General features: G+C 42.9%; 21 protein-coding genes. 9 read left to right on the forward strand and 12 right to left on the reverse strand.

What is annotated here, in order from left to right:
• Nucleotides 1–78 precede the first annotated feature (78 nt).
• The 4 genes from fabF (at nucleotide 79) to PNK_RS13855 (ending at nucleotide 2,831) form a co-directional block, all read left to right on the forward strand.
• The gene (gene fabF / locus PNK_RS03165) at nucleotides 79–1,326 is read left to right on the forward strand and encodes a beta-ketoacyl-ACP synthase II (RefSeq protein ID WP_059060254.1); all 1,248 of its coding nucleotides are present in this window, start codon (nucleotides 79–81) and stop codon (nucleotides 1,324–1,326) included.
• 20 nt (nucleotides 1,327–1,346) lie between these two features.
• Complete coding sequence (locus tag PNK_RS03170) at nucleotides 1,347–1,760, forward strand: bis(5'-nucleosyl)-tetraphosphatase (RefSeq protein ID WP_059060257.1); 414 nt, start codon at nucleotides 1,347–1,349, stop codon at nucleotides 1,758–1,760.
• A 194-nt stretch (nucleotides 1,761–1,954) separates the two neighbouring features.
• Nucleotides 1,955–2,527 (forward strand): heme NO-binding domain-containing protein, encoded by a 573-nt coding sequence (locus PNK_RS03175; RefSeq protein ID WP_059060259.1) that lies wholly within the window; start codon nucleotides 1,955–1,957, stop codon nucleotides 2,525–2,527.
• A gap of 175 nt (nucleotides 2,528–2,702) precedes the next feature.
• Nucleotides 2,703–2,831, forward strand: a complete 129-nt coding sequence (locus tag PNK_RS13855) for a hypothetical protein (protein WP_269446523.1) — start codon at nucleotides 2,703–2,705, stop codon at nucleotides 2,829–2,831.
• A gap of 94 nt (nucleotides 2,832–2,925) precedes the next feature.
• Here the strand turns inward: PNK_RS13855 and ade are convergent, their stop codons facing one another.
• Nucleotides 2,926–4,560, reverse strand: coding sequence for an adenine deaminase (gene ade / locus PNK_RS03180; protein WP_059060260.1), 1,635 nt, complete (start codon nucleotides 4,558–4,560; stop codon nucleotides 2,926–2,928).
• A gap of 360 nt (nucleotides 4,561–4,920) precedes the next feature.
• Between ade and PNK_RS03185 the strand changes: the two genes are divergently transcribed.
• The 3 genes from PNK_RS03185 to PNK_RS03195 all read left to right on the forward strand — a co-directional run bounded on the left by PNK_RS03185 (nucleotide 4,921) and on the right by PNK_RS03195 (nucleotide 9,576).
• Nucleotides 4,921–7,653, forward strand: a complete 2,733-nt coding sequence (locus PNK_RS03185) for an AMP-binding protein (protein WP_059060262.1) — start codon at nucleotides 4,921–4,923, stop codon at nucleotides 7,651–7,653.
• A 107-nt stretch (nucleotides 7,654–7,760) separates the two neighbouring features.
• On the forward strand, nucleotides 7,761–9,200 hold the full coding sequence (gene cysS, locus PNK_RS03190) for a cysteine--tRNA ligase (RefSeq protein ID WP_059060264.1): 1,440 nt from the start codon (nucleotides 7,761–7,763) through the stop codon (nucleotides 9,198–9,200).
• Between the two features lie 121 nt (nucleotides 9,201–9,321).
• A complete protein-coding gene (locus PNK_RS03195; protein ID WP_051981892.1) occupies nucleotides 9,322–9,576 on the forward strand; it encodes a hypothetical protein in 255 nt (84 codons plus the stop codon).
• A gap of 176 nt (nucleotides 9,577–9,752) precedes the next feature.
• On the opposite strand, the gene PNK_RS03200 is transcribed toward PNK_RS03195, so the two are convergent.
• The gene (locus PNK_RS03200) at nucleotides 9,753–9,944 is read right to left on the reverse strand and encodes a hypothetical protein (protein ID WP_158021676.1); all 192 of its coding nucleotides are present in this window, start codon (nucleotides 9,942–9,944) and stop codon (nucleotides 9,753–9,755) included.
• A 376-nt stretch (nucleotides 9,945–10,320) separates the two neighbouring features.
• On the opposite strand from PNK_RS03200, the gene PNK_RS03205 reads away from it, so the two are divergent.
• Nucleotides 10,321–10,590, forward strand: a complete 270-nt coding sequence (locus tag PNK_RS03205; RefSeq protein ID WP_059060267.1) for a hypothetical protein — start codon at nucleotides 10,321–10,323, stop codon at nucleotides 10,588–10,590.
• A gap of 14 nt (nucleotides 10,591–10,604) precedes the next feature.
• Here PNK_RS03205 and PNK_RS03210 read toward each other — a convergent pair whose 3' ends face one another.
• The 4 genes from PNK_RS03210 to rimO all read right to left on the reverse strand — a co-directional run bounded on the left by PNK_RS03210 (nucleotide 10,605) and on the right by rimO (nucleotide 14,355).
• The gene (locus tag PNK_RS03210; RefSeq protein WP_059060268.1) at nucleotides 10,605–10,877 is read right to left on the reverse strand and encodes a hypothetical protein; all 273 of its coding nucleotides are present in this window, start codon (nucleotides 10,875–10,877) and stop codon (nucleotides 10,605–10,607) included.
• A gap of 157 nt (nucleotides 10,878–11,034) precedes the next feature.
• Complete coding sequence (gene lysS / locus PNK_RS03215; RefSeq protein WP_032125200.1) at nucleotides 11,035–12,615, reverse strand: lysine--tRNA ligase; 1,581 nt, start codon at nucleotides 12,613–12,615, stop codon at nucleotides 11,035–11,037.
• 15 nt (nucleotides 12,616–12,630) lie between these two features.
• Nucleotides 12,631–12,825: a hypothetical protein gene (locus PNK_RS03220; protein ID WP_032125201.1), complete on the reverse strand. Its 195-nt coding sequence runs from the start codon at nucleotides 12,823–12,825 to the stop codon at nucleotides 12,631–12,633.
• A 102-nt stretch (nucleotides 12,826–12,927) separates the two neighbouring features.
• Nucleotides 12,928–14,355, reverse strand: coding sequence for a 30S ribosomal protein S12 methylthiotransferase RimO (gene rimO, locus PNK_RS03225; RefSeq protein ID WP_079992788.1), 1,428 nt, complete (start codon nucleotides 14,353–14,355; stop codon nucleotides 12,928–12,930).
• 360 nt (nucleotides 14,356–14,715) lie between these two features.
• Between rimO and PNK_RS03230 the strand changes: the two genes are divergently transcribed.
• Nucleotides 14,716–16,464, forward strand: a complete 1,749-nt coding sequence (locus PNK_RS03230; RefSeq protein WP_059060270.1) for a hypothetical protein — start codon at nucleotides 14,716–14,718, stop codon at nucleotides 16,462–16,464.
• A gap of 90 nt (nucleotides 16,465–16,554) precedes the next feature.
• Here PNK_RS03230 and priA read toward each other — a convergent pair whose 3' ends face one another.
• From priA to PNK_RS03270, 6 genes are all read right to left on the reverse strand, one after another.
• On the reverse strand, nucleotides 16,555–18,792 hold the full coding sequence (priA, locus tag PNK_RS03235; protein WP_059060271.1) for a primosomal protein N': 2,238 nt from the start codon (nucleotides 18,790–18,792) through the stop codon (nucleotides 16,555–16,557).
• A 1-nt stretch (nucleotide 18,793) separates the two neighbouring features.
• Entirely contained in the window at nucleotides 18,794–19,750 is a 957-nt protein-coding gene (locus PNK_RS12990; RefSeq protein ID WP_079992789.1) for a hypothetical protein, read from the reverse strand.
• The gene (locus PNK_RS03245) at nucleotides 19,750–20,463 is read right to left on the reverse strand and encodes a hypothetical protein (protein WP_059060273.1); all 714 of its coding nucleotides are present in this window, start codon (nucleotides 20,461–20,463) and stop codon (nucleotides 19,750–19,752) included. The genes PNK_RS12990 and PNK_RS03245 overlap by 1 nt, the downstream gene beginning before the upstream one ends.
• A gap of 767 nt (nucleotides 20,464–21,230) precedes the next feature.
• Nucleotides 21,231–23,780 carry a DNA mismatch repair protein MutS gene (mutS, locus tag PNK_RS03260; protein ID WP_059060276.1) on the reverse strand — a complete coding sequence of 850 codons (2,550 nt, stop codon included), beginning with the start codon at nucleotides 23,778–23,780 and terminating at the stop codon, nucleotides 21,231–21,233.
• A 261-nt stretch (nucleotides 23,781–24,041) separates the two neighbouring features.
• Nucleotides 24,042–25,352 carry a phosphatidylethanolamine N-methyltransferase family domain-containing protein gene (locus PNK_RS03265; protein WP_059060278.1) on the reverse strand — a complete coding sequence of 437 codons (1,311 nt, stop codon included), beginning with the start codon at nucleotides 25,350–25,352 and terminating at the stop codon, nucleotides 24,042–24,044.
• A 112-nt stretch (nucleotides 25,353–25,464) separates the two neighbouring features.
• Complete coding sequence (locus PNK_RS03270; RefSeq protein ID WP_059060280.1) at nucleotides 25,465–26,934, reverse strand: efflux transporter outer membrane subunit; 1,470 nt, start codon at nucleotides 26,932–26,934, stop codon at nucleotides 25,465–25,467.
• Nucleotides 26,935–26,943: the final 9 nt, after the last annotated feature.

Raw genomic sequence — 26,943 nt, forward strand, 5'->3', positions numbered from 1 at the left:
GAAGAAGAATGATTAGATGAAGGCTTGTTCGATGAACAAATAGAGCGCGAAACAAGTCAGTAAATGAATTGAGGAAAGATGAGTAAAAAACGCATTGTTATTACAGGAATGGGAATCGTATCGTGCTTTGGAAACGATGTGGACATTTTTTATCAAAATCTTTTAGCAGGCAATAGTGGCATTCGAACCATTACAGACTTTCCATGTGAAGACTATCCTACAAGAATTGCGGGTGTAATTGAGAATTTTGATACAGGCGAGTATTTGGATAAAAAGCAAGCGCGCCGCGTTGACAAATCAATAGCCTATACGATGGTTGCAGGAAAAAAATCGCTGGAATCAGCTCAGTTGAGCGGAGAACAATTAGAGCGGTTGCAGAAAGATCGATGCGGCATCTTAATTGGATCTGGCATGGGCGGAATGAGCGTCTTTGCTGATGGTGTTCAGACGCTTGTTGAAAAAGGACAGCGGCGAGTATCTCCTTTCTTTGTCCCTTATATTTTGACAAATATGAGCGGCGCCCTTTTAGGCATGGATATTGGCTTTATGGGACCTAATTATTCCATTTCAACAGCTTGTGCAACAGCAAACAATGCGATTATTTCGGCTGCCAATCACATCCGCAATGGGGAGGCTGATTTGATGCTTTGCGGAGGTGTTGAAGCGGCCGTGATACCGATGGGCCTGGCAGGTTTTTGTGCTTGCAAAGCCTTGTCTCAGCGCAATGATGAGCCAAGCAGAGCATCTCGCCCTTGGGATCTTGGTAGAGATGGATTTGTAATGGGAGAAGGGGCCGGAGTTCTCGTCATGGAGAGCCTGGAGCATGCTTTAGCAAGAGGAGCTCCTATCTTGGCCGAGTATCTCGGTGGCGGGCTCTCATGCGATGCCTACCATATGACGGAGCCCCGTGCAGATGGGGCAGGAGTGGCTTTGTGCATTCGCCATGCCTTGCAAGATGCTGGCATCAAGCCAGAAGACATCAATTATATCAACGCGCATGCGACTTCAACTCCGGCAGGGGATATGGCAGAAGTCAATGCACTTAAGCAAGTATTTAAAAATCCTGCAGCGATTAAAATGAACGCGACTAAATCGATGATTGGCCACTTACTCGGTGCAGCTGGCGGAGTCGAAGCAATTGCTACCATCAAAGCGATTCTTGATCATCGCATTCATCCAACAATCAATTTAGAGAATCCAGAGCCAAATTTAGGTTTTGATGTTTCTACTAAAGCTGAAGAGTTCGAGGTTAAACATGCCATTTCCAACTCATTTGGATTTGGCGGGCATAATGCCTCTATTGTTCTTGCTCGCTATAAACACTAATCGATTAAAGGAGTCTTTCTGTGAAGAATGACTATTCATATGGAATTATTCCTTTGCGTCGAGAAGAACAAACATGGTTTGTTTTACTAGTCCAACATTATGCAGGTCACTGGGCTTTTCCCAAAGGGCATGCTCATGTTGGAGAATCTCCCCAGCAAGCAGCCGAACGAGAATTATTTGAGGAAACCGGCCTAAAGGTCCAAGCCTACTTGTCTGATCAAGTCTTGAGCGAACACTACTATTTTACCTTTAATAAGCAGCGAATTAACAAGGTAGTTGACTACTTTGTAGCTCTTGTTGAAGGAGCTGTTGTGCTTCAAGAAGATGAAATTAAAGCCAGCCGTTGGTCGACTCTTTCCGAAGCCATGCAGATCATGACTTTCAAGGAAGGGAGGGCTCTCATTCATCAAGTTCTGCAATTCGTAGAGAGTTGATCTCCTCGTTTGTCTTCCAAAAAGTGAAAGACTGCGTACAATGGTTTTTCACTTCTCAAGATGTCATAAAAGATTTATAAGCTGAATTTTGGGTTTTATAACTAGGCTTTAAGTAGGAAAAGTTGCGACGCAGGCAAATTTTCATACTACCAGCGATTAATTTTTTTGACATATCGAAAAGTGGATTAAAGGGTATGCTAGGATTTATTTTTTTTGAATTCAAACAATACATTTTAAAACGCTATGATTATGCCATGTGGGAGCGCGTGACCGAACAGGTTCACGTTTCTTCTCAAAAAACGTATAAAAATAATGAATCGTATTCTGATGATGAATTATTGGGGATGATTGGCATTTTAGCTAATGAAACTAACCAAGCTATTAATGAGGTGGAAGAAGATTTGGGCGTTTTTTTAGCTCCTTTTTTAATTCGAATCACTAGCCATATGATTGACCCTAATTGGGGGTTGTTAGAACTTCTCCTTCATACTCAAGGAGTCATTCATGCACGTTTAGCTAAATCCATAGCTGCTAGTACCACACCATTTCTAGACATTTCTCAAACAGGATCCAGCGAGGTAACTATCATCTATCGATCGCCACGCCGCATGTGTAGTCTAGCCAAAGGGCTCCTTAAGGGAATGAGCGCCCTGTATCATAGTCCAATCTCGATTGAAGAGCCAAGCTGCATGCATAGAGACGATTCTCAATGCATGTTAAAGGTTGTTATCGAATCCCCTTCATCAATATCCAGAAATCAAGCCTAAGGCCCTGATTGCACCTAAAACCCCTGATTTCGTCTGGCCATTGCTACTTTCTGTTTCGAAATTGAATTTAAAAATTACTTTAAGTATAGACGGTGGGGCTTAGTGAAGTAGAGCTAGGGATTAAACAGGAAAAGGATCCGACTATGCGTCACGTAATTTTGAAAGGCTTAGAAAAATGGTTTATCTGCATTTATTCATCACCCTTCCCATGCAGACTGCCGGCAATCACTTTTTACCTGTTTTACCTGCATTCATCGAGATAGGGGCAAATAAACAGTTTGTTAGGATTCATAGAGCCTATTGATGCAAATACAGTTAAGCGGTTTGTAGCAATCAGGCTCTATGTTTGCAATTTTCCATTTAAAAGCTCGCGTTCACCCTAATAGCCTTTTCGGTGCTTAGGCTATAACGAGAGGAGCGAATGTAAACGATGATCCATCGAATAATCCTTTATCACTCAATTTTAAAGAGGGGATGACGAGCAAAGCCATGAAAGACAACGTCATAAATGGAGCTTGTAGAGGAGTTCCCAGATTTTTTGCGAGTTGATCGATGACAACGTATTCTTTGGCGACTGCACAACCATCATTACCACTCATGATGCCTCCAATCGGCAATGGCAGAGCTTCTGCTAGACCGTCGGCTGCAACTGCAATTCCTCCCTTGTGTTGAATGACGGCGTTAACTGCGGTGCAAATGTCTTCATCTGTGACGCCAACGCAAATGATATTATGGGAGTCATGGGCAATGCATGAAGCGATAGCGCCTTTTTTGAGTCCAAATTGATTGATGAAGCCAATGGCTGGCGGCCTGTCTTGATAGCGGTTGACGACGGCAATTTTGAGCACGTCTTGGCTTGGATCGGATATAAAGCAGCCATCTTGAACCAGACCGTCCATCAGAACTTTATTGGTGACGAGCTGCCCTTCGATGACTTGAATGACTTGCAGCTGGCCAGGTTCAGCCTTAATGGCGAAGTCTTTGGGAGACTTGGCATGGCAGTTAAATTGGTTGACAATCGAGACTGGTACCCGTTCAATTTTCGTCTGTCCATCCTGGGCTACCAAAAGTCCTTTGATGAAAGTGGACTGCACGTTGAAGTCGTGTAAATTATCAACCACAATAAAATCGGCTGAGTTTCCAGGCTGCAAGAGGCCCGTCTTAAGGTGGTAATGCTGAACAGGATGATAGCAAGCTGCCCGTAAGACATCCATGACGTCATATCCTTTTTCGATAGAGCGTCTGACAAGAAGATTGATGTGTCCATCGACAAGTTCGTGAGGGTGTTTATCATCGCTGCAAAACATGACATGTTCAGGATGCGTTCCAATAAGAGGATGTAGAGCCTCGTAGTTTTTGGCTGCGGATCCTTCGCGGATTAAAATTTTCATGCCGTATCGAATTTTATCCAGGGCTTCTTCTAGAGTAAAGCATTCATGATCTGTTGAAATACCGGCTTCAATGTACTTGGCAGCTTCTTTTCCTCTGAGACCCGGCGCATGTCCGTCGATTGGCTTTTTATAGCGCTTGGCAATGGCAATTTTGTCCATGACAAGCGGATCTTGTTGTAGAACGCCTGGAAAATTCATCATTTCGCTGAGGTAGTGAACCTGATAATCTCTAAAAAGGGCTTCAATGCCAGATGCATCAATTGTTGCCCCAGACGTTTCAAAGTTCGTGGCAGGAACGCAAGAGGGGGCCCCAAAATAGAAGTGAAAAGGAACTTGCTTGCCATTTTCAATCATATAGCGGACTCCATCGATACCCAATACATTGGCTATCTCGTGCGGATCTGAAACTGTGGCCACTGTTCCATGGATGGTGGCTAAGCGTGCAAATTCGGATGGTACCAGCATGGAGCTTTCAATGTGGATATGGGCATCAATGAAACCTGGGAGGATATAGTTTGTTTCCTTAATGGCATCATCGGGTTTGATGGCTGCAATGTATCCATCTGCGACCGTTATGGTTCCAGGATAGATACGCCGCTGAACAACATCTACAATTTGACCAGATAAGCTGAAAGTATTCATGAAAAATTCCTTTAATGCGCGTGTTTGAATTTCTGCAGACTTAGATGAAGATTCAAATTAATTAAAGCTAAACAGAGTTTAAAGAAAAGGTCGATAAAAAAAGTTTATGTAGGGCGTGTCGTCAAATTACTAATCGCTAATGTAAAGAGGAAAATAAGCAACGGTTTATTTTTGTTTTAACGTTTGAATGTCAGTTGTTAATAATCTATGAAAAGAGCTTGAATTCTTCCACAATCAGGTGTGATGGGTGTAGGTGTCGCAAATGTCGATGAGAGTAGGAATTGCGCTGCTGATTTTAGGGTTGTAAATTTTGAACTGATTCCCGAAAATGGAGCTAACAATTTTTAGTAGGAGAATAATGTGAGAAATTTACTAGCTCTCGCTTTACTTTATTTTATGCGCTTTACTTTATGGTTTCGCTATAAAGTAACTATTAAAGGAGAGGAAAATCTCAATTCCAACGTTTTAAACAAGCCTGGTGGGGTGCTTTTTTTACCTAATCATCCGACTGTTTTTGTGGATCCGACCTTAGTGACATTGGCGATTTGGAAAAAATATCCAATCCGTCCAATGATTGTTGAGTATATGTATTATACTCCCGTGATTCACTGGTTCATGAAATTTATGAATGCGATTCCCATTCCAAACTTTGTCACATCGAGCAATAGCTTGAAAAAGAAAAAAGTTGATCAGGTGATGGAAACGGTCATTGCTGATTTGAAGAAAAAAGAGAATTTTTTAATCTATCCAGCTGGAAAAGTGAAGCATCAGGCACGTGAAATCATTGGTGCATCTGGTGTTCATCGCATCATCCAGGCAGTTCCTGAAGCCAATATTGTCTTAGTGAAGACATCCGGGCTATGGGGAAGCAGCTTTTCCCGTGCCTTAACAGGCAAGACTCCTCCCATGTTCCAAACGATTTTTGAAGGAATCTGGATGGCTCTGAAAAATTTGATTTTCTTTACTCCTCGCCGGGAAGTAACGATTGAATTTGTTCCGGCAGGAGCCGATTTTCCCTATCAATCCTCGCGCCTTGAATTAAACCGTTATTTAGAGCACTGGTATAATAAAGCGGATGGTTTAACTCAGCAAACAGGTGAGGAGCCGGGAGAAAGCCTCTACTTGGTTTCCTACAGCATGTGGAAAGAAGAGCTTCCCACTGTGAAGGTATTCGATAAAGTCAATGCCGACATTGACATGGAAAACGTGCCATTAGCTGTTAAGACTAAGGTAAAGCAAAAGCTTTCTGAGATGACTCAGATGCCTGTCGATCAAATTACCCCAGAAATGAATTTGAGCGGTGATTTAGGGCTCGATTCTTTAGACAATGCTGAAATCATTGCCTTTTTGGACAACGATTTCGACGTGGCAGGTGTTCCGGTCAATGAATTAACAACGGTTGGCAAAGTGATGGCTCTTGCATCTAACCAGATTGCTTTTGGTGAGCAGGTTGATGAGGAGCAAGCAGATACCTCTAAATGGTTCAGCGCTTCTTTTCCTCATCACCGAGCTGTTTTCCCTGAAGGAAAAACGATTCCTGAAGTTTTTTTAAATAACTGCCAACGCATGGGGCATACAGTTGCTTGCGCAGATATGAGAGCCGGAGTTTTAACTTACGCACAAGCCAAATTGCGCGTGTTGATGCTGGCAGAATATATTCGCCACTTACCGGGTGAGTATATTGGAATTCTGCTTCCTTCAAGCGTCGCTGCCTATTTCACGATTCTGGCTTGCCAGCTGGCTGGTAAAGTTCCTTTATTAATCAACTGGACGGTCGGACCGCGCCACTTAGAATCGGTTCGTTCCTTGTCCAATATCAAAGTTGTGTTGTCATCATGGGCCTTTTTGGATCGATTGGACAATGTGGACTTAACTGGAATTGAAGATCTCATTGTGACGCTCGAAGATGCTAGGCGGGAATTTACTTTAGGGCAAAAGCTCAAAGCCTTTGTTCGTTCTAAAATGAGCACGAAATCGATCCTATCGGCGTTCAATATTCAAAATCTCAGCGAAAAAGCGAATGCTGTACTTCTGTTCACAAGCGGAACAGAAAATATGCCTAAAGGCGTTCCTTTGACTCATGAGAATATTTTAAATAATCAAAGAGATGCTGTTGAATCGGTCGAAATTTTCCACGACGACGTGTTACTGGGTATGCTGCCGCCGTTTCATGCCTATGGCTTTACGGCGAGTGGTTTATTACCTTTGCTTGGCGGTTTAAGAGTCGCTTATTATGCCGATCCAACCGATGGAAAGGGGCTTGCAAAAGCGATTGAAAAATGGGGCGCTACTATCATTTGCGGTGCACCTACGTTCCTTAAGGGGATTTTCAAAAATGCGGCTGCTGAGCATCTTAAATCACTTAGATTGTGCATTACGGGGGCTGAAAAAGCACCCAAAGAGTTGTTCCAAATGATCAAGCAGCTAGATCATTGCCGTCTGATTGAAGGGTATGGAATTACGGAATGCTCTCCTATTTTGACTGCCAATATGACCGGTAATCCCATTTATGGGGTTGGCAAGCCCATGCCCCAAGTGGAGATCTGTATTGTCAGCCTCGATACCCATGCACCTCTTCCACAAGGTCAGCAAGGCCTGGTTTTAGCAAGAGGCCCCAATATTTTTTCAGGCTATCTCAACAAGGGACTATCGTCGCCTTTTATCACAGTGAATAATCAACCTTGGTATTCAACTGGTGATTTAGGCTATCTTGACCAAGAGGGGAATCTGATCTTGTCGGGTCGTTTGAAGCGCTTCATTAAAATTGGTGGAGAAATGATTAGTTTGGCTGCCATTGAGGATGCGTTAAATCATACCATTGCACAAAAAGTCTTGAAAGAAGAGGAAGGGCCGGCCCTTGCAGTGTGTGCAACGGAAGAGGCTGGCGAAAAGACCAAGATTTTTGTTTTCACCCGTTTTGATGCTTCGATTGAAGATGTCAATCGTTCATTGAGAGAAGCGGGTTTTAGCAATTTAGTTAAAGTTTTTAAGGTTCAACAATTATTAGAGATTCCTATTATGGGAACGGGTAAGATCAATTACCGTGCATTAGAAACTCAATTAAAGACTCTATCCGAAAGTTCAGTGAGTTAGTAAGAAACTTTAAAGGGATCCTTGAAGGTTATATTTTAAGAATCTCTTTTAGAGGATGCAAGACATTCTCTTTATTTGACGAAACCTTTTTACAAACGAATCATGCTATGAATTTTGAAGCCCAATTAGAACAGATTCCTCTTAAGCTTTACAATACAGCTTCGCGCCAAAAAGAAACTCTGGTTCCACTCGTTGACCGTCATATACAAATGTATACGTGCGGTCCAACCGTTTACAACTTTGCCCATATTGGAAATTTTAGAACCTATGTCTTTGAAGATTTGCTGAGAAGAGCGATTAAATTTTTCGGATTTTCAATTACGCAGGTCATGAATTTAACGGACGTAGATGATAAAACGATTCGAGGGGCTATTGCAAATGGAGTGACCCTGGATGAATATACACAGCCCTACAAAGATGCCTTTTTTGAAGACCTCAAGGCATTGAATATCGAACCTGCAGAGTACTACCCAGCAGCTACTGACTATATTGCCGACATGATAGCAATGATTGAGGTTTTGCTCCATAAGGGAATTGCTTATCGAGGCGGCGATGGAAGCATCTATTATGCGATTAATAAATTCCCCCGCTACGGCTGCCTGTCTCATCTACATTTGGAAGATTTGCAAGCCGGTGCTTCAGAGCGCGTTGCAGCGGATGAGTACGAAAAAGAGCATGTGGCGGATTTCGTTTTGTGGAAAAGCTATGATCCGGAGCGTGACGGACAAATCTATTGGGAAAGCCCTTTTGGGAAGGGACGTCCGGGATGGCACCTTGAGTGCTCTGCAATGGCAATGAAGCTGCTTGGGGAAACCATCGACATTCACGTGGGAGGCATTGATAATATGTTTCCTCACCATGAAAATGAAATAGCCCAGTCTGAAGCGTGCTCTGATAAGGCCTTTGTCAAGCATTGGTTGCATGCCGAACACCTGATCGTCGACCAAAAGAAGATGTCTAAAAGTTTGGGCAACTTCTATACTCTCCGCGACTTATTAAACAAGGGTTTCACAGGAACGCAGGTACGCTATTTGTTGCTTCAAACGCATTATAAGACGCAACTAAACTTTACTTTTCAGGGATTGGATGCTGTTAAAAGCACATTGCAGCGCTTAAATGACTTTGTTCAGCGCCTCTATGAAGTGGAGACAGCAAAGGCTGGAGGGCGAATTGAAGCTTTGGAGCAAAATGCTCTAAAAGGCTTTGCAGAAGCATTGGCGGACGACCTTAATATTTCGGCAGCTTTAGCCTCGATTTTTGATTTTGTTCGCGAGGTTAATTGCCTATGCGATGCGGAGCAACTGAGCCGTGAAGAGGCCCAGACGGCTATTGAGTTGATGAAAAAATTCGATGATGTGCTTGGTGTAATGACTTTTGAAAAAAGAGAAGAAGTCATTCCAGAGGATTTAGAAGATGCTTTTGCTAAGCGTTTGCAGGCCCGTCAGGATAAAAACTGGAAATTGGCAGATGAGCTCAGAGATTTCATTCATCAACGAGGCTATTTAATTGAAGATACCCCGCATGGGGCAAGACTAAAAAAAGCATGATCTTGGTATCTACAAATGAACAAGAGGACTTGAGTGTTGGTTTAGGCCAAATAAGTAAAGGCTTTTTATTGATACATTCAGTTTGCAAGACCGTGCGTCAATACATGAAAAGGAAGAATCTATGACAGAACGAGGAAGAACGAAAGACGAAACGTTTGTTTTGCGGCTTTATGAAGAGGCCTGCAAGCAAGAAGAGCAAGATGATCCATTGGATCGCTATGCAATTGGCCACTTGGCTGGTTTGCAAAAAACAGCTGTAGATACCATTTGCAATCTATTAGCTCAAGCCAACTTTATCAAAAAACATGGTCCAGTCGATATTTCTATCACTCCTCATGGTGCAAAATTGGCTGAGAGTATCAAAGAGGGGAGATAGTCCCCTCTTAAGAATCTCAGCAGGGTCTTTTTTGGCTATCGAAAATTGTTATTTGTCAAAGCTTGTGGACGCTTTTTGATAACTCTTGGTCAGCCTCTTTGAGAGAGGCCTCTTTAGGCCGCTCTCAAAGCAAAGAAAGATAGTTTATGTTCCCTATCTTACTATAATACAATCCTTCACCTCTTTTTAGGCTGTTGTTGTTGCTCGATTAAATACTTATAGATAGGTGACTTCTCATCTTTGATCAGATTGAGAGGAATGCGGCCATTGCTATCAGCCAGTTTATGGTTCATGTCTGTAATGAGGCATTTAACACAAGCCAGATATGAGTCTTTAAGGAGTACGATCACTTCTTCATATTCAAACACAGTATCATCCTCGCTTAATCCTGATCCGATTATCCTTAGCGCCTCCTCTCTATGCTCCTCGGCCTTAATGTTGTCTAAAAAGATATCAAGCATTTCTAAATTACAATGTTCAAGGTTAGCAAAAATTTTATTTTATCTTTTGTCAAACTTGTTCTACTCTTAGATTAAATCTATTTCTATATTAGTTGAGAGTGTTATTGACTAAATAGCTTAACTCGGAGAAACTGCTGGCTCGTTTTTTATTGATTAGCGAATAACTAGGAGTTTTTATGAATTTTAGCATTGCCCTTCGTTTCTCGATTGTATTCCTTTAGAAATCTATAAAACAGCCAAGTCCGCTGAGAAAAGCGCGTACTTTCTTGAGAGCATCAAGTGTATGGAGCTATTATTAGGAAAGCAGAATGAAGCCATAGTTTTACAAAAAAAATCAGACCCTTGTCTTCTTCTTTTAGCTGGGACTCGTATCTCTTATGCGAAGCATTTGGCAAGCGAGGAACAGTACGATGAAGCCATTGAACAGATTAAAAAAGCACAGGTGATCTATGATCAGATTGATTTTGCTCAACTGGCCAATCAATCGCATTCTAAAGTCGCTTTTTTGAATAACTGCGTTCAATTAATCAAGGAGTACCAGTCAATCAAGTAGAAGCCAGCCCTTTCTTACCACCAACGAGGCCGGGTATTCATTGTGACGACTTTGGCCTCTCCGCCTGTTCCTGCTAAGGCGACAAACCAGGCAATTGTGCAAAGAACGGGATTTGTGTGCCAGTAATATTGCGTTGCTAGAATGGCGACGGTCAGATGAGGGGCAATCAGCCATCCAAGCCAGGCAAAGGGGCCAAAGGATACTGAAACGGCAAAAAGCATCGTTAATCTTGGAAAGAGAGTGATAAAGATTAAAAAGAAAACGCCGTGTACATCCCAGAAATTCATAGTCTCTCCTTCAGAGTTTAACGTCTAAATCACAGCTTATACATAGCGGGTCGCCTGCTATAAGTCAATAAAAGTTGAGCATTCGATTTGATGATTGAGTGTTCAAAAAGGGTAAAGCTCGTGTATGAGCCTTACCCTTTAGATGGAGCTAAAAACGTTAGACGTTTTTCATCCAAGGGAAGTAGAGGACATCGCGGATGGAGTGGGAGTTAGTCAAGATCATGACTAAGCGGTCGATTCCAATGCCAATACCTCCTGTTGGCGGCATCCCTTGACAGATGGCTTCAATGAATTCTTCATCCAATGGGCTGGCCTCTTCATCGCCTGCATCGCGGCGATCGGATTGCTTTTCGAGTAGGTCGCGTTGAATTTCTGGATCGTTAAGCTCGCTATAAGAATTGCACACCTCTTGAGTGAGGATAAAGCTTTCAAATCTTTCGACGATTCCCTCTTGACGCACCTTTGGGTCACGATGAGGTTTGCAAAGCGGTGTCGTTTCGATAGGATGATCGTAGATGTGGTGCGGTTGAATGAGGTGTGGCTCGACTAGCACTTCAAACAGGGCAGCTATGAGTAATCCACGGCTCAAACCTTTGAGCTTTTTGAGATCGCAATGCCCGCTCTCTTCTAACATACGGCGCATCTCTTCATCCGATAGGGTGTCGACATCGAGCTTGCCATAGTGCTTAATACTGTCTTTCATTGTAAGGCGAATCCAGGGTGCCTTCATGTCGACATGGATTGTTTCAGCACCTTCATGGGGGGTATAAGGAACTTGGGTTGTGCCATAAAGGTCGATGGCTAATTTTTCAAAAAGCTTTTCGACAAATCCCATCATATCATGATAGTCCCAGTAAGACGCATAGGCTTCTAGTAAAGTGAACTCTGGATTGTGATTGCGATCAATCCCTTCATTGCGGAATACGCGTCCCATTTCGTAAACGCGGTTCATGCCACCCACGATGAGCTTTTTTAGGGGAATCTCAAGTGAAATGCGCAAGAACATTTCTTGGTCGAGTGCATTCAGCTTTGTGATGAAAGGACGAGCCTCTGCTCCACCGTAAATGCTTTGCAGAATGGGGGTTTCGACTTCTAAGAATTGTTGATTGTCAAAGTAAGAGCGGATCTCTTTTAGGATATGGCTGCGCGTGCGAAAGAGTTTGGCTACGTCTAAATGAGAAATCAAATCAAGCCAGCGCTTGCGGTAGCGCAATTCTTTATCAGCCAATCCACCATGCTTGTCAGCAAGCGGTAAAAGGGTCTTGCAAAGCATGGTGACTTTTTTTACAAAAACAGTCAATTCACCTTTATTTGTATGGAAAAGATATCCTTCGATTCCGATGATGTCGCCAAGGTCAATTTTCTTTTCGATAAATTTGTAAGGGGATAGATCGGCATCTTCTGAATCGGGTGTGTAACCGTCAACAACTGTTTGGTCGCGGTTGAACATGATTTGAATGCGGCCTGATTCATCTTGCAGATGAGCAAAGGCGTTTTTACCCATGGAGCGGAATAGCACTAAACGTCCAGCCAAGCAAACAGGTATTGTCGAACCCGCTGCAGCATCTTCGCTGTGGCCAACAGGGGCTTGGTCAAATTCTTGGTGCAACTGATGGGTTGTGTGAGTCGGGGTGTACTTAGCTGGGTATGGGTCTACGTTGGCTTGGCGGATTTCTGCCAGTTTGCGTAAACGGTTTTGAAATTCTTCATGTTGATGATAATCAGGCTTTTTTGTCATAGATGTCAACTATACTTAAGGGGTAAGATCAGGGTTTTGTATTCGAACCTTGATGGGTTTTTGTTCGTCGCTGCGGCTGTATTCTAATCTTGCATAGGCCTGTACTGTTGTCCAAACCAAAGCCGCTGTATAAAGCGCGAACATAAAAATAAAAAACTTTGTCTGACGATTTGAGTTTCTAAAGAGTTTGATTGCTTGGCTAAACTTCATGGGCTCCTCCTCACTTTTCAAATCGCTTATACAGCATTTGCTGATTTCGCTCAAAGCCTGTCTGTACAGGCGTTGAGCTTAGTCTGTGAGGAGAAAGAAATTTTACAGAACGTGCCCGACTAAATCATAGTCTGCTACATCTGTTATTTCAACTGTATAGACTTGCCCGAAGCCTTTCACCTTGCGTCCATCGTTAATGAGGACCTGGCCATCAATGTCTGGACATTGGCCCATGTGCCTTCCAATCATTAAAAGATTCGTCTCTGGATGGTAGCCTTCGACGACGACTGGAATTTTTTTACCAATCATCTTTTTGAGATACTTTTTCACGACTTTCTTTTGAACTTGCATCAGACGGTGGTAACGGGCCTCTTTTACCTCGTCTGAAATTTGATTCGGCAGGTCGTAAGCATGCGATCCAGGCTCTCTTGAAAATTTAAAGATACCGACGTTATCAAGAGGGTGATCTTGAACGAATTGAACAAGTTCTTCAAATTGCTCTTCTGTTTCACCAGGAAAGCCGACAATCAGGCTCGTGCGGATGACAACGTCCGGAACCTCGCGGCGCAATTTAGTAATGATTTCAACGATATCTTCTTTAGAAGTCATGCGCCTCATCGATTTTAAGAGCTGATTGTTGACGTGTTGAATCGGCATGTCGAGATAGGAACAGATTCGCTTATCACTCTTCATAACAGCGATCAATTCATCCGTAATTTCATCTGGATATAAATAGAGGAGACGTAACCAGAAATCTTGCTTTATTTCCAGCATGGATTGGAGAAGGTCTAAAAGCGCTGTCAGCTTCTTTGCGCCTTGATCTTTACCGTAGTCGCCCAAGTCTTGCGCAATGAGAATGACTTCCTTGACCCCTTGGTTCAGCAGCAGATTAAATTCCTTCAGGATTTGCTCTTTGCTCTTACTCTTCAAAGGTCCCTTGATTGTTGGAATGACACAGTAAGCACAACGCTTGCGACACCCTTCGGCAATTTTCAAGTAAGCAAAGTGCTTAGGAGTCGAAAGGCGACGAGGAACTTCACCGGCTTCTAAATAGCTTCTTGCAGAAGAAACGATTTCCCCTTTTTGCGTTGACTGGACGGCTTGTAAGATTCCTTCAACATCTCCAGATCCCAATAAATAATCGATTCCGGGAAAGGTGGTTTTAAGCACGTCGCTGTGTGTTTGAACCATGCAGCCTGTCACAATCAGCTTGGCTGTTTTCTTGCGCTGGGCTAGTACGTCTTGGACCGTATCCATCGATTCTTGGCGCGACGCTTCTAAAAATCCGCACGTATTGATAACCAAATAATCCGCTTCTTCTAAAGAAGGAGCCACTTCATAACCAGCCTTAAGCAAAATACCGAGCATGACCTCGCTATCCACCAAATTGCGGGGACAGCCTAAGCTGATAAAATTAATTTTATTGCCGTTATGATTAAAATAAGGGGAAGAAGATTCGTCCGAATCCCGTTTGGGAACCGTTTGATTGGAACGGTCTTGAGAATCTTGATTTTTCAAAATGGGTAACATAAAGCTTCCTTAACAATCAGATTAAATCAATATGAGCAGATCTGCCATGCATGCTGAGACTATTTCCAAAACACATGAGAAATTAAATTTCTCGCTCTCTACTCCTTTGTGACAAAAAAGTTTAAATTATTCTCTATTTAATTTCAATCGACTTAGACGAATTCATTATTAAATTATCTTCTTATTCTAACGATGACTTTTAGATCTATCTAATCCATGATATATTCAATTGTTTAATAATACTATTGACGTTAAATATCTTTGTTTATTGAATCTTTATATTTAATTTATTGTTACCTTATTTGTTTATTTTATAATTAACGTTTAAATTCATTTAATAATGTTGTCGAGAGGTTAATTATGAATGTTTCAGAAACATATACGTCATGCAATCAAGCGATTCTAAGGCGTTATGCCGAGAAAATTGCGCAGGATTTCGATGTACAGCCAAAAGAGGAGCCTAGCTATCTTTGGAATTTAGTCGGTGCTTATTTGCCTAGTTGGGAAACGGCGGGTAAGGGACTGGGCGAGCATCTTGTTCAAACGCATGGGCAAAGTTGGAGCAACAATACGATTGATTTTGTCGTGAGGAAATGTTTTCAACAGGAAGTCAAGCAGGTATCGAGATGGAGCTTAGAGGGAATGAAGCAACTGGTGACAGGTGCAACTCAGGTGACATTGGCTGAGACTTTAAAGATAACTTTTACGCCTAAGGCATTGCCCTACATGACCTGTTTTGCCGGAGTGACAGGCCAGATCGCTTTGCCGCTCGTGGTGAATTTAGTTGGGCTGGCGTATCAAAAGGTGATGGGCGATCCGCAGCAAGTTAAAAAATTAGCCAACTTGTCACTCGACGCCTTATTTACAGTGGATCCGGAAACAAATCGCCTAAGAGATGCTTTTGGTCGTTTATTGACTAAAGAGGATATGCAAGATATTTTTGTTGGCACAGCAGAGTACGATTTAGTCGGCAAACTCATTCAATTATGCCAAGAGATAGATAAAAAGTCTGAAGAAACGATTGAGTCAGAAGCGAAGGCTTTAATTAAGAAGCTTGTTAAAACGTATCGAGTCAAGCGAAGCGACGGCATGGTAATCTTTCCAGATGGATCCTTGAGAACCATGCAAGATAAAGAGATCATTAAAGCCGGGGTGGAGATTCTGAAGAGGGTAAATCCTCGCAAACGTTCTGAGGAGATTCAAAATCTAGTGAAGCTCCTGAGCAGTCACTCCATTTTGCCACTTGATTATTTAACTCCGAACGATATTGATCAGTGTATGCTTGGAACTAGTCAGTCGACTCTTCCCGCTAAAAGAATGCCTGCAGTTTTTGATGGCAAAGACGAGTGGAAGAATTTTATTGTGAGAGCTGCTGATGGCTGTTATTACATGAGCCAAGATTGCATGGATAAGAAGCGCGGTGATGTTATTTCAAATAAAGAGATGAAGGTGATTTTTCGCGAGTTAGACAAAATCGAATGTCAAAAGTCTATTCAGCAAAATGAAGAGTTAGCCGCTTTGATGGGGCAGCCTAACAATCGCTCTATTTTGATTGATCGCCTGAATCAGATGGATGCCAAGCAAATTGGTGAATTTTTGAAGAGCTATTTGATTGAAAGACAGTGTGATGGCCAGGCCGTCTATATAGACGGAACGTTTTTGGAAAAAGAGGAAAAGCAAAAACTTTTGCAGAATCTAGCACTCATTCCATCGCGCAATAATTTGGTGGCACGTCGTCAAAAATTGGAACTGTTAGTCAATCAGATTGCAGAGCATGCCAAGAGCGATGAGTTGACAGGTGGATTTATGATCTGCTGTCAAGATGGGCTCTTTATCACGAAAGATGGAACTTCTATTCCGGGTAATGAGGTAGAGTTTATTCTAGAACAGCTCAAGTTGGCTCAAGAAGAAAGGATGGGCACTCTTTCTTTGAATGGAACAACTGTGGATGCTACAGCTGAATTTGAGATCCTTGATTTTGAAGAACATCTCTCAGAGTCTGATGCAACAGATTTTATTTGTGAGAGCCAGGATATAGAAATGGTAGAAATTGTAAAAATCGAAGATGAAAAAAATGAACCATTGCCCGTTTTAGCCGAAATCGTTTGAGCCTCGTTCTGGGTTTAATCACAGGTTCTATCCATTCTGCCTGATTGCACTAATTGAGCAGAATGGATTTTTCATTCCTAAAGCAGCTATTCAAAAGAAAGTTGACGAAGGATTGATGTCGACAAATACTTTGATGGCTCTTGGCAATATCAGCAAGCTCTGAATTTTTTCGAGAGCTTGATTGAGCGGATTCATATTGGGGCCGCGGATCAAAAATTGATAGCGATAGAGATCTTTGATTTTAGCGTAACCGCAAGGGATTACAGGATGAAATTCAAAGTGTGCAGGTAGGTATTTAATCATATTTTCACGCAAAGCTTGCGCCGCTTGCAATGTCTGTTCGGCTTGTGGGCCGCTGAAAGTTAGTTTGGCCAAATGCGCAAAAGGCGGATAGCTAAAGAATTCTCTGACAGCGATCTCTTCTTGATAAAACCCTACATAATCTTGTTTAGCAGCGTGTTGGATAGTAGGGTTGTCGGGCATTGAGGTTTGAATGATGACTTCGCCTCTTGTTACCCCCCTTCCTGATCGTCCGGCTACTTGTGTAATGAGTTGAAAAATTGTTTCGGAAGCACGGAAATCGGGAATGTTAAGCCCGGAGTCGCTGTTTAAAACGCCAACTAGGGTCACTTCTGGAAAATGCAACCCCTTTGCAATCATTTGCGTGCCAATTAAAACATCGGCTTTACCCGTTCCAAAATCACGCAACAGCTTTTGATGGCTTCCTTTGTGCCTTGTCGTATCTGCGTCGACGCGCAGGGTTCGTATATCTGGGAAAATGGCATGCAAGGCTCTTTCCACCTGCTCTGTACCAGCTCCCCGGAATTTTAGTGGTTTGCTGCCACGGCAAGAAGGACACTCTTTTGGTGGCGGGGATATCTGATAGCCGCATAAGTGGCAGGCAAGTTGATTGTCGCCCAAATGAAAGGTCAAAGGCACTTCGCAATGAGCGCACTTGACGACTTTTGAACAATCCTGACAAAGCAAGGTTGTGTGATAGCCGCGCCTATTGAGAAACAGGATGACTTGTTCGCCCTGTTTTTGCCTTTTTTCGATGCCATTCAATAGGAGTTCAGAAAAATTGGTCAGTCCCTTTGCCCGATCATATTCTTTCTTCATGTCAACAATAGTGACGTCTGGAAGCGTCGCTACATCGGCCCGCTTGTGAAGAACGCTGAGTTCATATTTTCCCTTTTGAGCATTGTAGTAGCTTTCTAAGCTAGGTGTAGCACTTCCCAGTACAACTGCGGCTTGTGCCAGCTTGCCTCGCATGACTGCTACATCTCTTGCTTGATAGCAAGGAGAAATGTCGTTTTGCTTGTAGGATTGCTCGTGTTCTTCATCAACAATAATGAGACCTAAGTTGACCACTGGACTAAAGATGGCAGACCGAGCGCCCACCACTATTTTGGCTTGTCCATCTCGGATTTTATGCCATTCATCGCGCCGCTCGCCCTCGCTTAGCCGATGGTGAAGGATGGCGATTTTTTCAGGGAAGCGGCTTCGAAACCGTTCGATGGTTTGAGTCGTTAGAGAAATTTCCGGAACGAGCATGATTGTGCTCTTATTGAGCTTTAAAGCGACGTCAATGGCTTGTAGATAGACTTCAGTTTTTCCGCTGCCCGTGATTCCGTGAATTAAATGTGCTTGAAAGGCGTGAGAAAGGAGGGTTGCCTCGATCTTGCTAAGAGCTGCTGTTTGATCGCCATTGAGAGCTTTAGGTTTAGTCATAAAATATTCTTCATTGATCAATGGCGATCGATCAATTTTTACGACATCGACGATAAGAAGACCTTGTTTGGCAAGGGCTTGTACGGAGCTGCGTGAACTTTTTGTTTCTTCTAAAAGTTTTGAGAGCAAAATACCTTTTTTTACCTTGAGCATGGCTTCTAAAATCGCTGCTTGGGCGGGCTTTTTTTCGCGTATGTGCATGCAGATTTGAATAAGCTCGTCGCGCGTTTTACCTCGCATGACAAAGAGCTGCTCTTTTTCTCCCATCCCTTTTCTGACTCCCGGTGGAAGAATCATGCGGAAAATATCCCGAAGGGGAGCGCAGTAGTATCGCGCGACCCATAATGACAAGTCAAATAATTCGTCTGAAATAAGAGGTGCTTCAGATAATAAGCGGGCAATGGGTTTAACACTTTTAAAAGAAGGGGTTTCTTTAATATCGACGATATAGCCGGCTCGTAGATGGCCGCGGACAGGAACTTCGACGCGCACGCCTCTTTTGGCAAATTCTAGCTGAGAAGGCGTGATTCCATAGTCGAGTGTTTTATCTACCGAAACATCTAAAATGACAGACGCAAAAGCGGCGAATGATTCCATGTTAGCGAGCAAATGATGAAGGCGCAGTGCTAAATTCGTTGCAAATGGCGCGCCAGAGCAGCGACTTAAGCTGCGGCTCTTTCAAGTAAAGGTCTAAGTCGGATAGGAGGAGGAGGGGTGTTTGGTTTAAAAAGTGCTTGGCCTGCTTAGAGACTTCTCGGTAATGCGTCATCAGAGCCGGCTGCAGATAAAGGCCGTAATCGCTTGCAATGATCAAGCGTAAACCGGCTGTGTTGAATAATGAATCCCACTGCTTTTCTTTTTCCAATTTCAGCCCTGACATGACACGGGCGGGAGCGAAACGCAAAGTGATGGCCCGAGCAATGTTTTTTAACAGCGCGAGATGCTTTTCTCTCTCATCGAAGGATAGAATAATAACTGGGGGTATCGACTGTTCCAAAGACCAGGCATTCATGAGCTTTTTTGCCAAGCGATCGTCGGGAATTGCCTCATTGAGCCGGTAATTAGGAAACATTTTTTGTATAATAGCCTTAAATCCATAATCTTCCGCTGCCAATGGGACAGTCAATGGCTCTAAGTTTAGCAACTGAGCTTGCTTAGTCTTTCCCAATTCATTAATGACTTGCGGTTTTGTTGGCGGAAGTGGCTGCTCGGGCAGCTCCGTTGGAGGAAGAGGGTCTGGAGAAGGCACAGTTTGAGGTGGTAATCGCTCTGGTTGAGGGTCCGGAGATGGCGGATGGGGCAATGATCCTGGTTGAGGATCGGGTGTTTGCGGAGTGCTCGATTTGAAAGAGGAATGGGGCAGTGGTAGTCTTTCAGTTACTACTGGAGGCTGGGCCTGTTTTTTCCCGACAGGAGCTAGTTTACGTGAACTAAAAAAAGCTTTCTCCTTAGGGAAAGATAAGCGGAAATCTTTGATCCGATGTTCTTTGATAAGAAAAAGCTGTGTCAAGGACACGAGCTCTGCATATTGCTTGGTTAAGGCGTTCATGTTCATTAGCAAACTCCGGCAGCTTTTTCTAGCTCATGGTTTGTAAACCCTCTTTCTTGATAACGTCGAATAAGATGGGGAGTCAAGATGGCTTGCTTGGCAAAGGATTTAAAGCATTTATTCACTTCTTCTTCTCCATAAATGTCCATCAATTCTCTTTTTCTTTTCATGAGAAAATAGGCGACGTTTTCGTTATTCCAATAGAGATTGGCCACGCGCGGAATTTGCTTGGTGACGATGTTTAGGCGTGAAAGCAGACGCTTTAAGCTGCGCTGAACATGAGATGAGAATGAAAGGTTTTTCGTCATAGTGCGGCACAAACGGAAAGTATTGATCAAATCCATATTATGAATGGCTGCTAGCCATGTTTGGTAAACAGCTGAGTGGAGATTTAAATGGAATTTATCCGACTCGCCATTATGCGAAAACTGCTCGCAATACTCTTTCATCCTTGTTAAAGGGCCTTTAATCCATCTTGAAATAGCAGCGTGTTCATGATTAGATTGGCTTCCTAACAGCTGATTTAAAGAGTGAAAAAGAGGAGAAATAGATCCATCCAACTGCTGGGCAGTTAGCAGGTTATTATCAATAAAATTCTTAATGTTGCTGATTAATCGGTGCGTGTGAACGAACTCTGCAATCACAAGTTGAATGAGTACAGAATTGTCTTGATAATAGGCCTTGAAATGTTGGTTTGGTCCTTGGGTTTGTTTTAACACAGTCCTTACCTTCTTTCATAATGCGATCAATATAGCATATGAGGAAGAAAATTTAAATAGAAAAAATGTGGCTGAATACAATCCCGCTCGATTGGCACGCTTCTCGCAACAGATGTAACAAAGAAATCATGAGAATAAGAGAGGCTCAAAAGAAAGGCTGGTGCAAAGAGGCGTACCGCGCGATTCTAGCAAATCGCGCGGTTAAAATCGAAATAGCTCAAACTATTTCAACTCATAAAATCACCAATTAGAATTGGCCTTTCTTTTGAGTTGGGTTCTTTGTAGAAGATTGATTTGGTTTCTGCTGAGGTTGTTGTTTTTGAGCTGGATTTTGTTTTTGTGGCTGTGGTTGTTTTTTGTCCATAAAAGCCTCCTTAAAATTTTTTTAACTGCTGCAATGCCAGGTTGTAGACTTACTTGGCTACATTAAACCATAACACTGAGACAATTGTGTGTTTAATTTACACTTCTCTATCTATTCCTTTTCAAAGATATCGTTGTCAATAAAAAAAGTTTTTATTTTTAAAGAGGTCAAACAGAATGCCATTTTTAATGGCATAAGTCTTTAATATTAAATGAAATGTGTTTAACAAAGTCTTTGTAAAATATAAAAAAATAAAATTTTGGGGTGGAGCATTTGTGATTGAATGGCAGATTTTCGATGCGAAGGCTTTCTTCATTGCTTTTTGGGTAAATGGGAGCATTTTTTTTGGCTCCACATTTACTCATGAGGTTATTTTAAGAAATTTCAGTATTGAGAAAAGGGCTCAATTTTCAAATAGGGAAAGTTGAAAATCGGTTTGAGGGACTTTCAGCTTCTGTGGAGAGGGACGTTTGATTTTAGCAGGCTCAAACGCACTTTTGCGGTTAGAGTTTTCTTCCAGGTGCTCTAAAATTTCCTTGGCCCGTTGTAAAACGGATGCAGGAAGGCCTGCGAGCCGTCCGACATGAATGCCATAGCTTTTATCAGTTCCCCCTTTAACAATTTTTCTCAAGAAGGTGATGTGGTCTTCAGCCTCATGTACAGCGACATTATAATTGACAGCGCCCGGAACTTTTTCTTCTAGCTTTGTCAATTCCCAATAGTGGGTAGCAAAAAGTGTTTTTGCCATGCGCTGTTCAGTGGTCAGTAAATATTCAGCTACCGACCAAGCGATTGAGATGCCATCGTAGGTGCTTGTTCCGCGGCCAATTTCATCTAAGATGACGAGTGAGCGCGATGTGACGTTATTTAAAATATTGGCTGTTTCTGTCATCTCGACCATGAAGGTGGATTGGCCGCGTGAGAGGTCATCGCTTGCTCCGATGCGGGTGAAGACCTTGTCGACGATTCCAATATGGGCTTGTTTGGCAGGAACGAAAGAGCCAATTTGAGCTAAAATGACTATCAGAGCAACTTGGCGTAAATAAGTCGATTTTCCGGCCATATTGGGGCCGGTGATGAGTAAAAGTCTGTCTTGCTGATCGTCTAGATAGGTGTCATTAGGAATAAATTTTTCCCGCCTACATGCCGTTTCGATAACGGGATGGCGTCCCTCTTCTATTCGCAATGTTAAGCTATTGTCCACTGTCGGGCAGTTATAGTGGTATTTTCTGGCTGTTTCTGCCAAAGCGCTTAAGCAGTCCAGTCTGGCTAATGCCTGGGCGACTTCTAGAACTGTTTTGGTGTATTGAACAATGTCTGATCTCAATTGGTGAAAAAGCTCGCTTTCGATGGCTTCGATGCGCTCTTCAGCCGTTAAGACTTTACTTTCATAGTCTTTCAATTCTGGTGTGATATAGCGTTCAGCGTTTACAAGCGTTTGACGACGGATAAATGTATCCGGCATTTTGTCTGCCTGTCCGCGGCTTACTTCTATGAAGTAGCCAAACATTTTGTTGAAACCGACTTTCAATGTTTTGATGCCCGTATCTTCTCTGATTTGAGTTTGATAGCGAGCCATCCAAGCCTTACTGTCGCGGCTGATTTCACGGAGATCATCGAGCTCTTGATGATATCCATCTCTAAAGGTTTTCCCCTCGCCAAGCCTAAGAGGAGGTTCGTCAACAAGTGCTTGAGCAATGCGGTGATTCATCTCTGGGAGCGGATTGAGTTTTTCCACTTGCCTTTGCACCCATTCTGCTGACAATGGCGCTAAAAGAGATTTAATAGCATTAATTGGCTGGAAAGAAAGGTGTAGGGCAACTAGATCTCTTGGCGTTGCATAACCTGCGCTGACCTTCATCATCAGGCGCTCAAGATCTTTAACGTGAATGAGCTTCTCTTGAAAGTATTCCAAGACATGGCACTGATCCAAAAACGACTGAATTCCCAATTGCCTTTGCTGAATCTCTGTTAAGTGCAGAAGGGGTTGTTTAACCCAGTGATGCATGAGACGCGCACCCATGGGTGTGACGGTCTGATCGATGACTCCGAGCAGTGTATTGCGACGGCTTCCGTCTTGAAGAGAATGCGTTAATTCGAGGTTGCGTTGGGTCATGCGGTCCAACACCATAAAATGGGAGGTGGAATAGGATCGAATGTCTTGGATGTGTTGAATGGATAGGCAAAGAGCATCCTGTAGATATCGCAGGAGGGCACCGGCTGCATTAATAGCAGCGACCATGCCATTGAGCCCAAATCCATCTAAGCTGTGAACTCTAAAGTGTTGGACTAAAAAATCGTAGGCTGATTGGTGCTCAAAATGCCATTCTTCTTGAGTATTAACCAAGAATGAATAGGTTTGGCGCATATCTTCAAATAAGGACGCTTGCTTTTCTTTAAATTTTTCGGATGTTAAGAATTCGGCTGGGTGAAGTCGGTAAAGCTCATTTAAAAGATCGCGTTCTTGTGTGAACTCGCTGACCCAGCACTCTCCGGTAGTTAAGTCTAAAAAAGCGAGTCCGTAGACTTGCCCAGCCTTGGTAAGAGCGGCAAAGAAGTTGTTTGTTTTATCGGATAGTAAAGTCGAATTAATCACGGTTCCGGGTGTCACAACACGAACAATTTCCCGTTTGACTAGACCTTTAGTTTGTTTGGGATCTTCCATCTGTTCTGCAACGGCAACGCGAAAACCTTTAGCAACGAGTTTGTCGATGTAGCCTTCACTCGTATGAAAAGGTACCCCGCTCATTGGAATATCTTGCCGCTTCGTTAGAGTTAAATCTAACTCTTTTGCTAAGAGATGAGCATCTTCATAAAACGCCTCATAAAAATCTCCCATGCGGAAAAATAAAACAGCATCAGGCGCCATTTTTTTACAGGCATACCATTGTACCATCATGGGGGATAGTTTACTTTCATCTAGCATCGGTGGATTGGAAGAGAGTGTAGACATAGCCATTCATTTTTAGTGTTAAGAGCTTTTCCGAAACTTGTTATCAAATAGAATTAATCACATTTTGAAAACAGGCAATCATTTCGAGAATGATAAAATGATTTAAATAAAAAAGGCAATAAGAGTATTTGTTAGTTCATTTTTTATAGCATGGAAATCAGGAAAGTTGGCCTATCATTCGAAAGAAAGCTTGTCATCAGTTTCTGGCTTTAACTCTATGAGCTCCTTACAATCTAAGAATTTTGCAAGAAAATGCATGGATTAAATGACATAGGGAATGATCTTGTAAGGAACTTTTTGACAATAGAGCTGCCAATCTTCGCCATATTTATGTAAGCAACGTCGATCATCTCGAAAGGCTCGATCGATTAATAGGATGGTTAGAAAGGTAAAGTAAAAATAGGGTAAGAAATGTTCGAAAAGGGCCGGAGCGCTCCAGCAGAAGGCCGCTAGCAATTCTGGTAGGTAGTGGAAATGGCGAGACAGTCCCCACCATCCAGAGGATAGGAGCAGATTGTGTTTGGATTCGCCAGTTTCTGTCATATAGTGAGCGATAGTAAGAGCCGGTGGTTTACCCCATACGAGGCAAGATCCTTGCTTGGCGCGGACCTGCTGCCGTTGTCTGTCGGCTAAATAGTTGATCATGATTCCCGCGGTTCCTAAAACGAATAGTAAAGTGGCGAACGGATAGCCCAAGTGATTGGGATGATTGACTAAATAAAGCGTTGGTGAGGTATAGATACCGGGCACCCATACTAGGCAGCCCCAGCAAATATAATAGCCTGCTCGATCATGCATAATGTCCAATGATCGCAAATAGCCAGGTTCCCAAATAAAAAATTTAGTGATGTAAATCAATTGCAGGGCCACGGCGACAATCATGGAGTCGCTCAAGTCATATAATTGCTGTTGCTTGGCCGCAAATGAAAGGAGGATGAGGGGCCATCCCATCATACCGAAGCGGCAATTGGTAAACTGTTTGATATCCCATCCCCAAAGACGGGGATATAGTTCCATGCCCCAGTAGTAATCGAAGATCACATTGCCGGATCCGCCTACATCGCGGCTCGATGGTGCAAAATGGCCTTTGAGCAGGAGAAAAAGGCAAAACCATAAGCTAAAAATATTCAAAGCCCCTAGAAGTCCGGCAAAGTGATCATAAATAATTGTGGGCGAGAATAATTGAAAGTGAAAGGAGGCTAAGTAAAAAGTGACTAACGTAACGAGATAAGCTGGCACGCCATTGGCTTTGTAAAGAGGGACATGGCCAGCTGGGGTAGTGGGGCCCTCATATGTTTTTCCTGGAAGAGCGCGCATGAGCACGAGTTCAAAAACAGCAAAAATGGCTAAAATGGTCCAGGCTGTAGTTGTGCCAAAGAAATAGGGGAACCAGATTTCTTCTAAAGTCTGTAAAAGGCCTTGTTGCCAAAGTAGCTCGCCAAATTTTAACAATGATCCGTTTAAATAGACGTTTGTGTACCAAAATGCAAAAACGGTTGGCGGACAAAGCAATAGAAGAAGCAATGGACCAAAGGTGTGTCGAAAGTTAGATTTCTGCTCAAGGAATACCATTTATGCCTCTTTTTAGACGTCTAATAATGGGTAACGCATAGCATGTCGCAGTGAATTATACAATTTAATTTTGAAAGAATAATCTAATTTTTAATCCACTTTTTAAGAGCTTTCACTTGGATTCAAAGGAGCTCGATTCGGTGCAATTGCTTGAATCCCATCCCCCACCAAGGGCCTTATAAAGAACAATATAGTGAAGGAGTAGATTTGTTTGGCTTTGTGCAAAAGCATTTTGTGCATTTAACCAATCTCTATTAGTAAACTGAACCTCTAGATAGCTTTTAAATCCTTTTTCATACAGATCTAAAGTTGCTTGATAAGCATTTGCTGCCGATTCTTCAGCAAGCGCTAATTGCTTGTTGTATTGCAGCTCGTAGTGGAATGAAGCGATTGCATTCTCGGCCTCTTCTAATGCTTCTAATACTGTTTTTTGGTATTCGAATAGGGCTTGCTTAGTCTTAATTTTTTGGTAGTCGACATCTTGCTTCAGCAAGCGGCTATTAAAAATAGGCATGAGCAGTTGAGGCCCTGCAAACCAAGTGCCACTCTTTGCTGGATTGAGCAAGGAGCCTAAATGGGTTGTAATATCGCCTACAAAGCCTCTTAAAGACAGTCTTGGGAAAAGAGCTGCGATTGCACTGCCAATTCTTTCTGTAGCAGCTGCTAAATCTCTTTCAGCTCTGCGGATATCGGGCCTTCGCCTAAGCAGTTCGGATGGAATCCCAATCGGCTTATAGCAAGGAAGAGAGGGGATTTTGCCTGGTTCGCATAGCTCTGCGTATAAATCACCTGGGACTTGTCCAAGCAGAATGGACAAGCGGTTGATGCTTTTGCTGATACCTAATTCTAGCAGTGGTTTTTGCGCAGAAAGGCTGCTAAGTTGTTGTTGGGCTTGTGCAATATCAATCAAGCTTGCCATTCCATTATCGAGAAGCTCTTGAGTTAATTGCAGAGTATCTGTTTGCGATGCAATGCGATGATCGACGAGTGTGGTCTGATTTTGCAGGCTCCGCAATTCAATATAATTTCTTGCAATTTCTGCTGATAAGGTCACCCATGCCTCTTTAAAGGCCTCTTCGGCAGCTTCAGCCTGTGCTTCTAAGGCATTGATTTCATAAGAGCGTGCGCCAAAAAGGTCAATCTCCCAGTCGGCATCGAATCCAACTTCAAAAAAATTGAGATTAAGTTTGCCATGTTTGCGATGATGGCAACTTGCAATTTTATTTAAAAGAGCTTCTCTATGGCATTCCAGATGACCATAATTTATGGTGGCGTCAACATGGGGATAAAGCTGGGTGTCGTGGGCCTTTCTTTCAGCTCGTGCTTCTAAAATCCGTGCCCCTGCAATATATAAATCCAGGTTCTGAAAGGCAGCCCGTTTCATCAGGCTATTTAAAAGGGGATCATTGAGAGATTCCCACCATAAAAAGCATTCGATGGAGTCGGGGCTCATTCCTTCTATTGGTTGGCTATGCCATTCACATGGAATATCCATTTGCGGTGCAACATATGGAGGCCTAACAGAGCATCCTGTGAGCAGAGCACTTAGAAAAAAAGTTTTCCAAATTGTAGAGGGATACATGCTTAGCCT

The organism is Candidatus Protochlamydia naegleriophila, assembly GCF_001499655.1.
GTDB lineage: Bacteria > Chlamydiota > Chlamydiia > Chlamydiales > Parachlamydiaceae > Protochlamydia > Protochlamydia naegleriophila.

Coding starts and splice junctions, on each gene's coding strand:
- fabF (WP_059060254.1), top strand. CDS start 79: ATGAGTAAAAAACGCATTGTTATTACAGGAATGGGAATCGTATCGTGC.
- PNK_RS03175 (WP_059060259.1), top strand. CDS start 1,955: ATGCTAGGATTTATTTTTTTTGAATTCAAACAATACATTTTAAAACGC.
- PNK_RS13855 (WP_269446523.1), top strand. CDS start 2,703: ATGGTTTATCTGCATTTATTCATCACCCTTCCCATGCAGACTGCCGGC.
- ade (WP_059060260.1), bottom strand. CDS start 4,560: ATGAATACTTTCAGCTTATCTGGTCAAATTGTAGATGTTGTTCAGCGG.
- cysS (WP_059060264.1), top strand. CDS start 7,761: ATGAATTTTGAAGCCCAATTAGAACAGATTCCTCTTAAGCTTTACAAT.
- PNK_RS03195 (WP_051981892.1), top strand. CDS start 9,322: ATGACAGAACGAGGAAGAACGAAAGACGAAACGTTTGTTTTGCGGCTT.
- PNK_RS03205 (WP_059060267.1), top strand. CDS start 10,321: ATGGAGCTATTATTAGGAAAGCAGAATGAAGCCATAGTTTTACAAAAA.
- PNK_RS03210 (WP_059060268.1), bottom strand. CDS start 10,877: ATGAATTTCTGGGATGTACACGGCGTTTTCTTTTTAATCTTTATCACT.
- lysS (WP_032125200.1), bottom strand. CDS start 12,615: ATGACAAAAAAGCCTGATTATCATCAACATGAAGAATTTCAAAACCGT.
- PNK_RS03220 (WP_032125201.1), bottom strand. CDS start 12,825: ATGAAGTTTAGCCAAGCAATCAAACTCTTTAGAAACTCAAATCGTCAG.
- rimO (WP_079992788.1), bottom strand. CDS start 14,355: ATGTTACCCATTTTGAAAAATCAAGATTCTCAAGACCGTTCCAATCAA.
- PNK_RS03230 (WP_059060270.1), top strand. CDS start 14,716: ATGAATGTTTCAGAAACATATACGTCATGCAATCAAGCGATTCTAAGG.
- priA (WP_059060271.1), bottom strand. CDS start 18,792: ATGGAATCATTCGCCGCTTTTGCGTCTGTCATTTTAGATGTTTCGGTA.
- PNK_RS12990 (WP_079992789.1), bottom strand. CDS start 19,750: ATGAACATGAACGCCTTAACCAAGCAATATGCAGAGCTCGTGTCCTTG.
- mutS (WP_059060276.1), bottom strand. CDS start 23,780: ATGTCTACACTCTCTTCCAATCCACCGATGCTAGATGAAAGTAAACTA.
- PNK_RS03265 (WP_059060278.1), bottom strand. CDS start 25,352: ATGGTATTCCTTGAGCAGAAATCTAACTTTCGACACACCTTTGGTCCA.
- PNK_RS03270 (WP_059060280.1), bottom strand. CDS start 26,934: ATGTATCCCTCTACAATTTGGAAAACTTTTTTTCTAAGTGCTCTGCTC.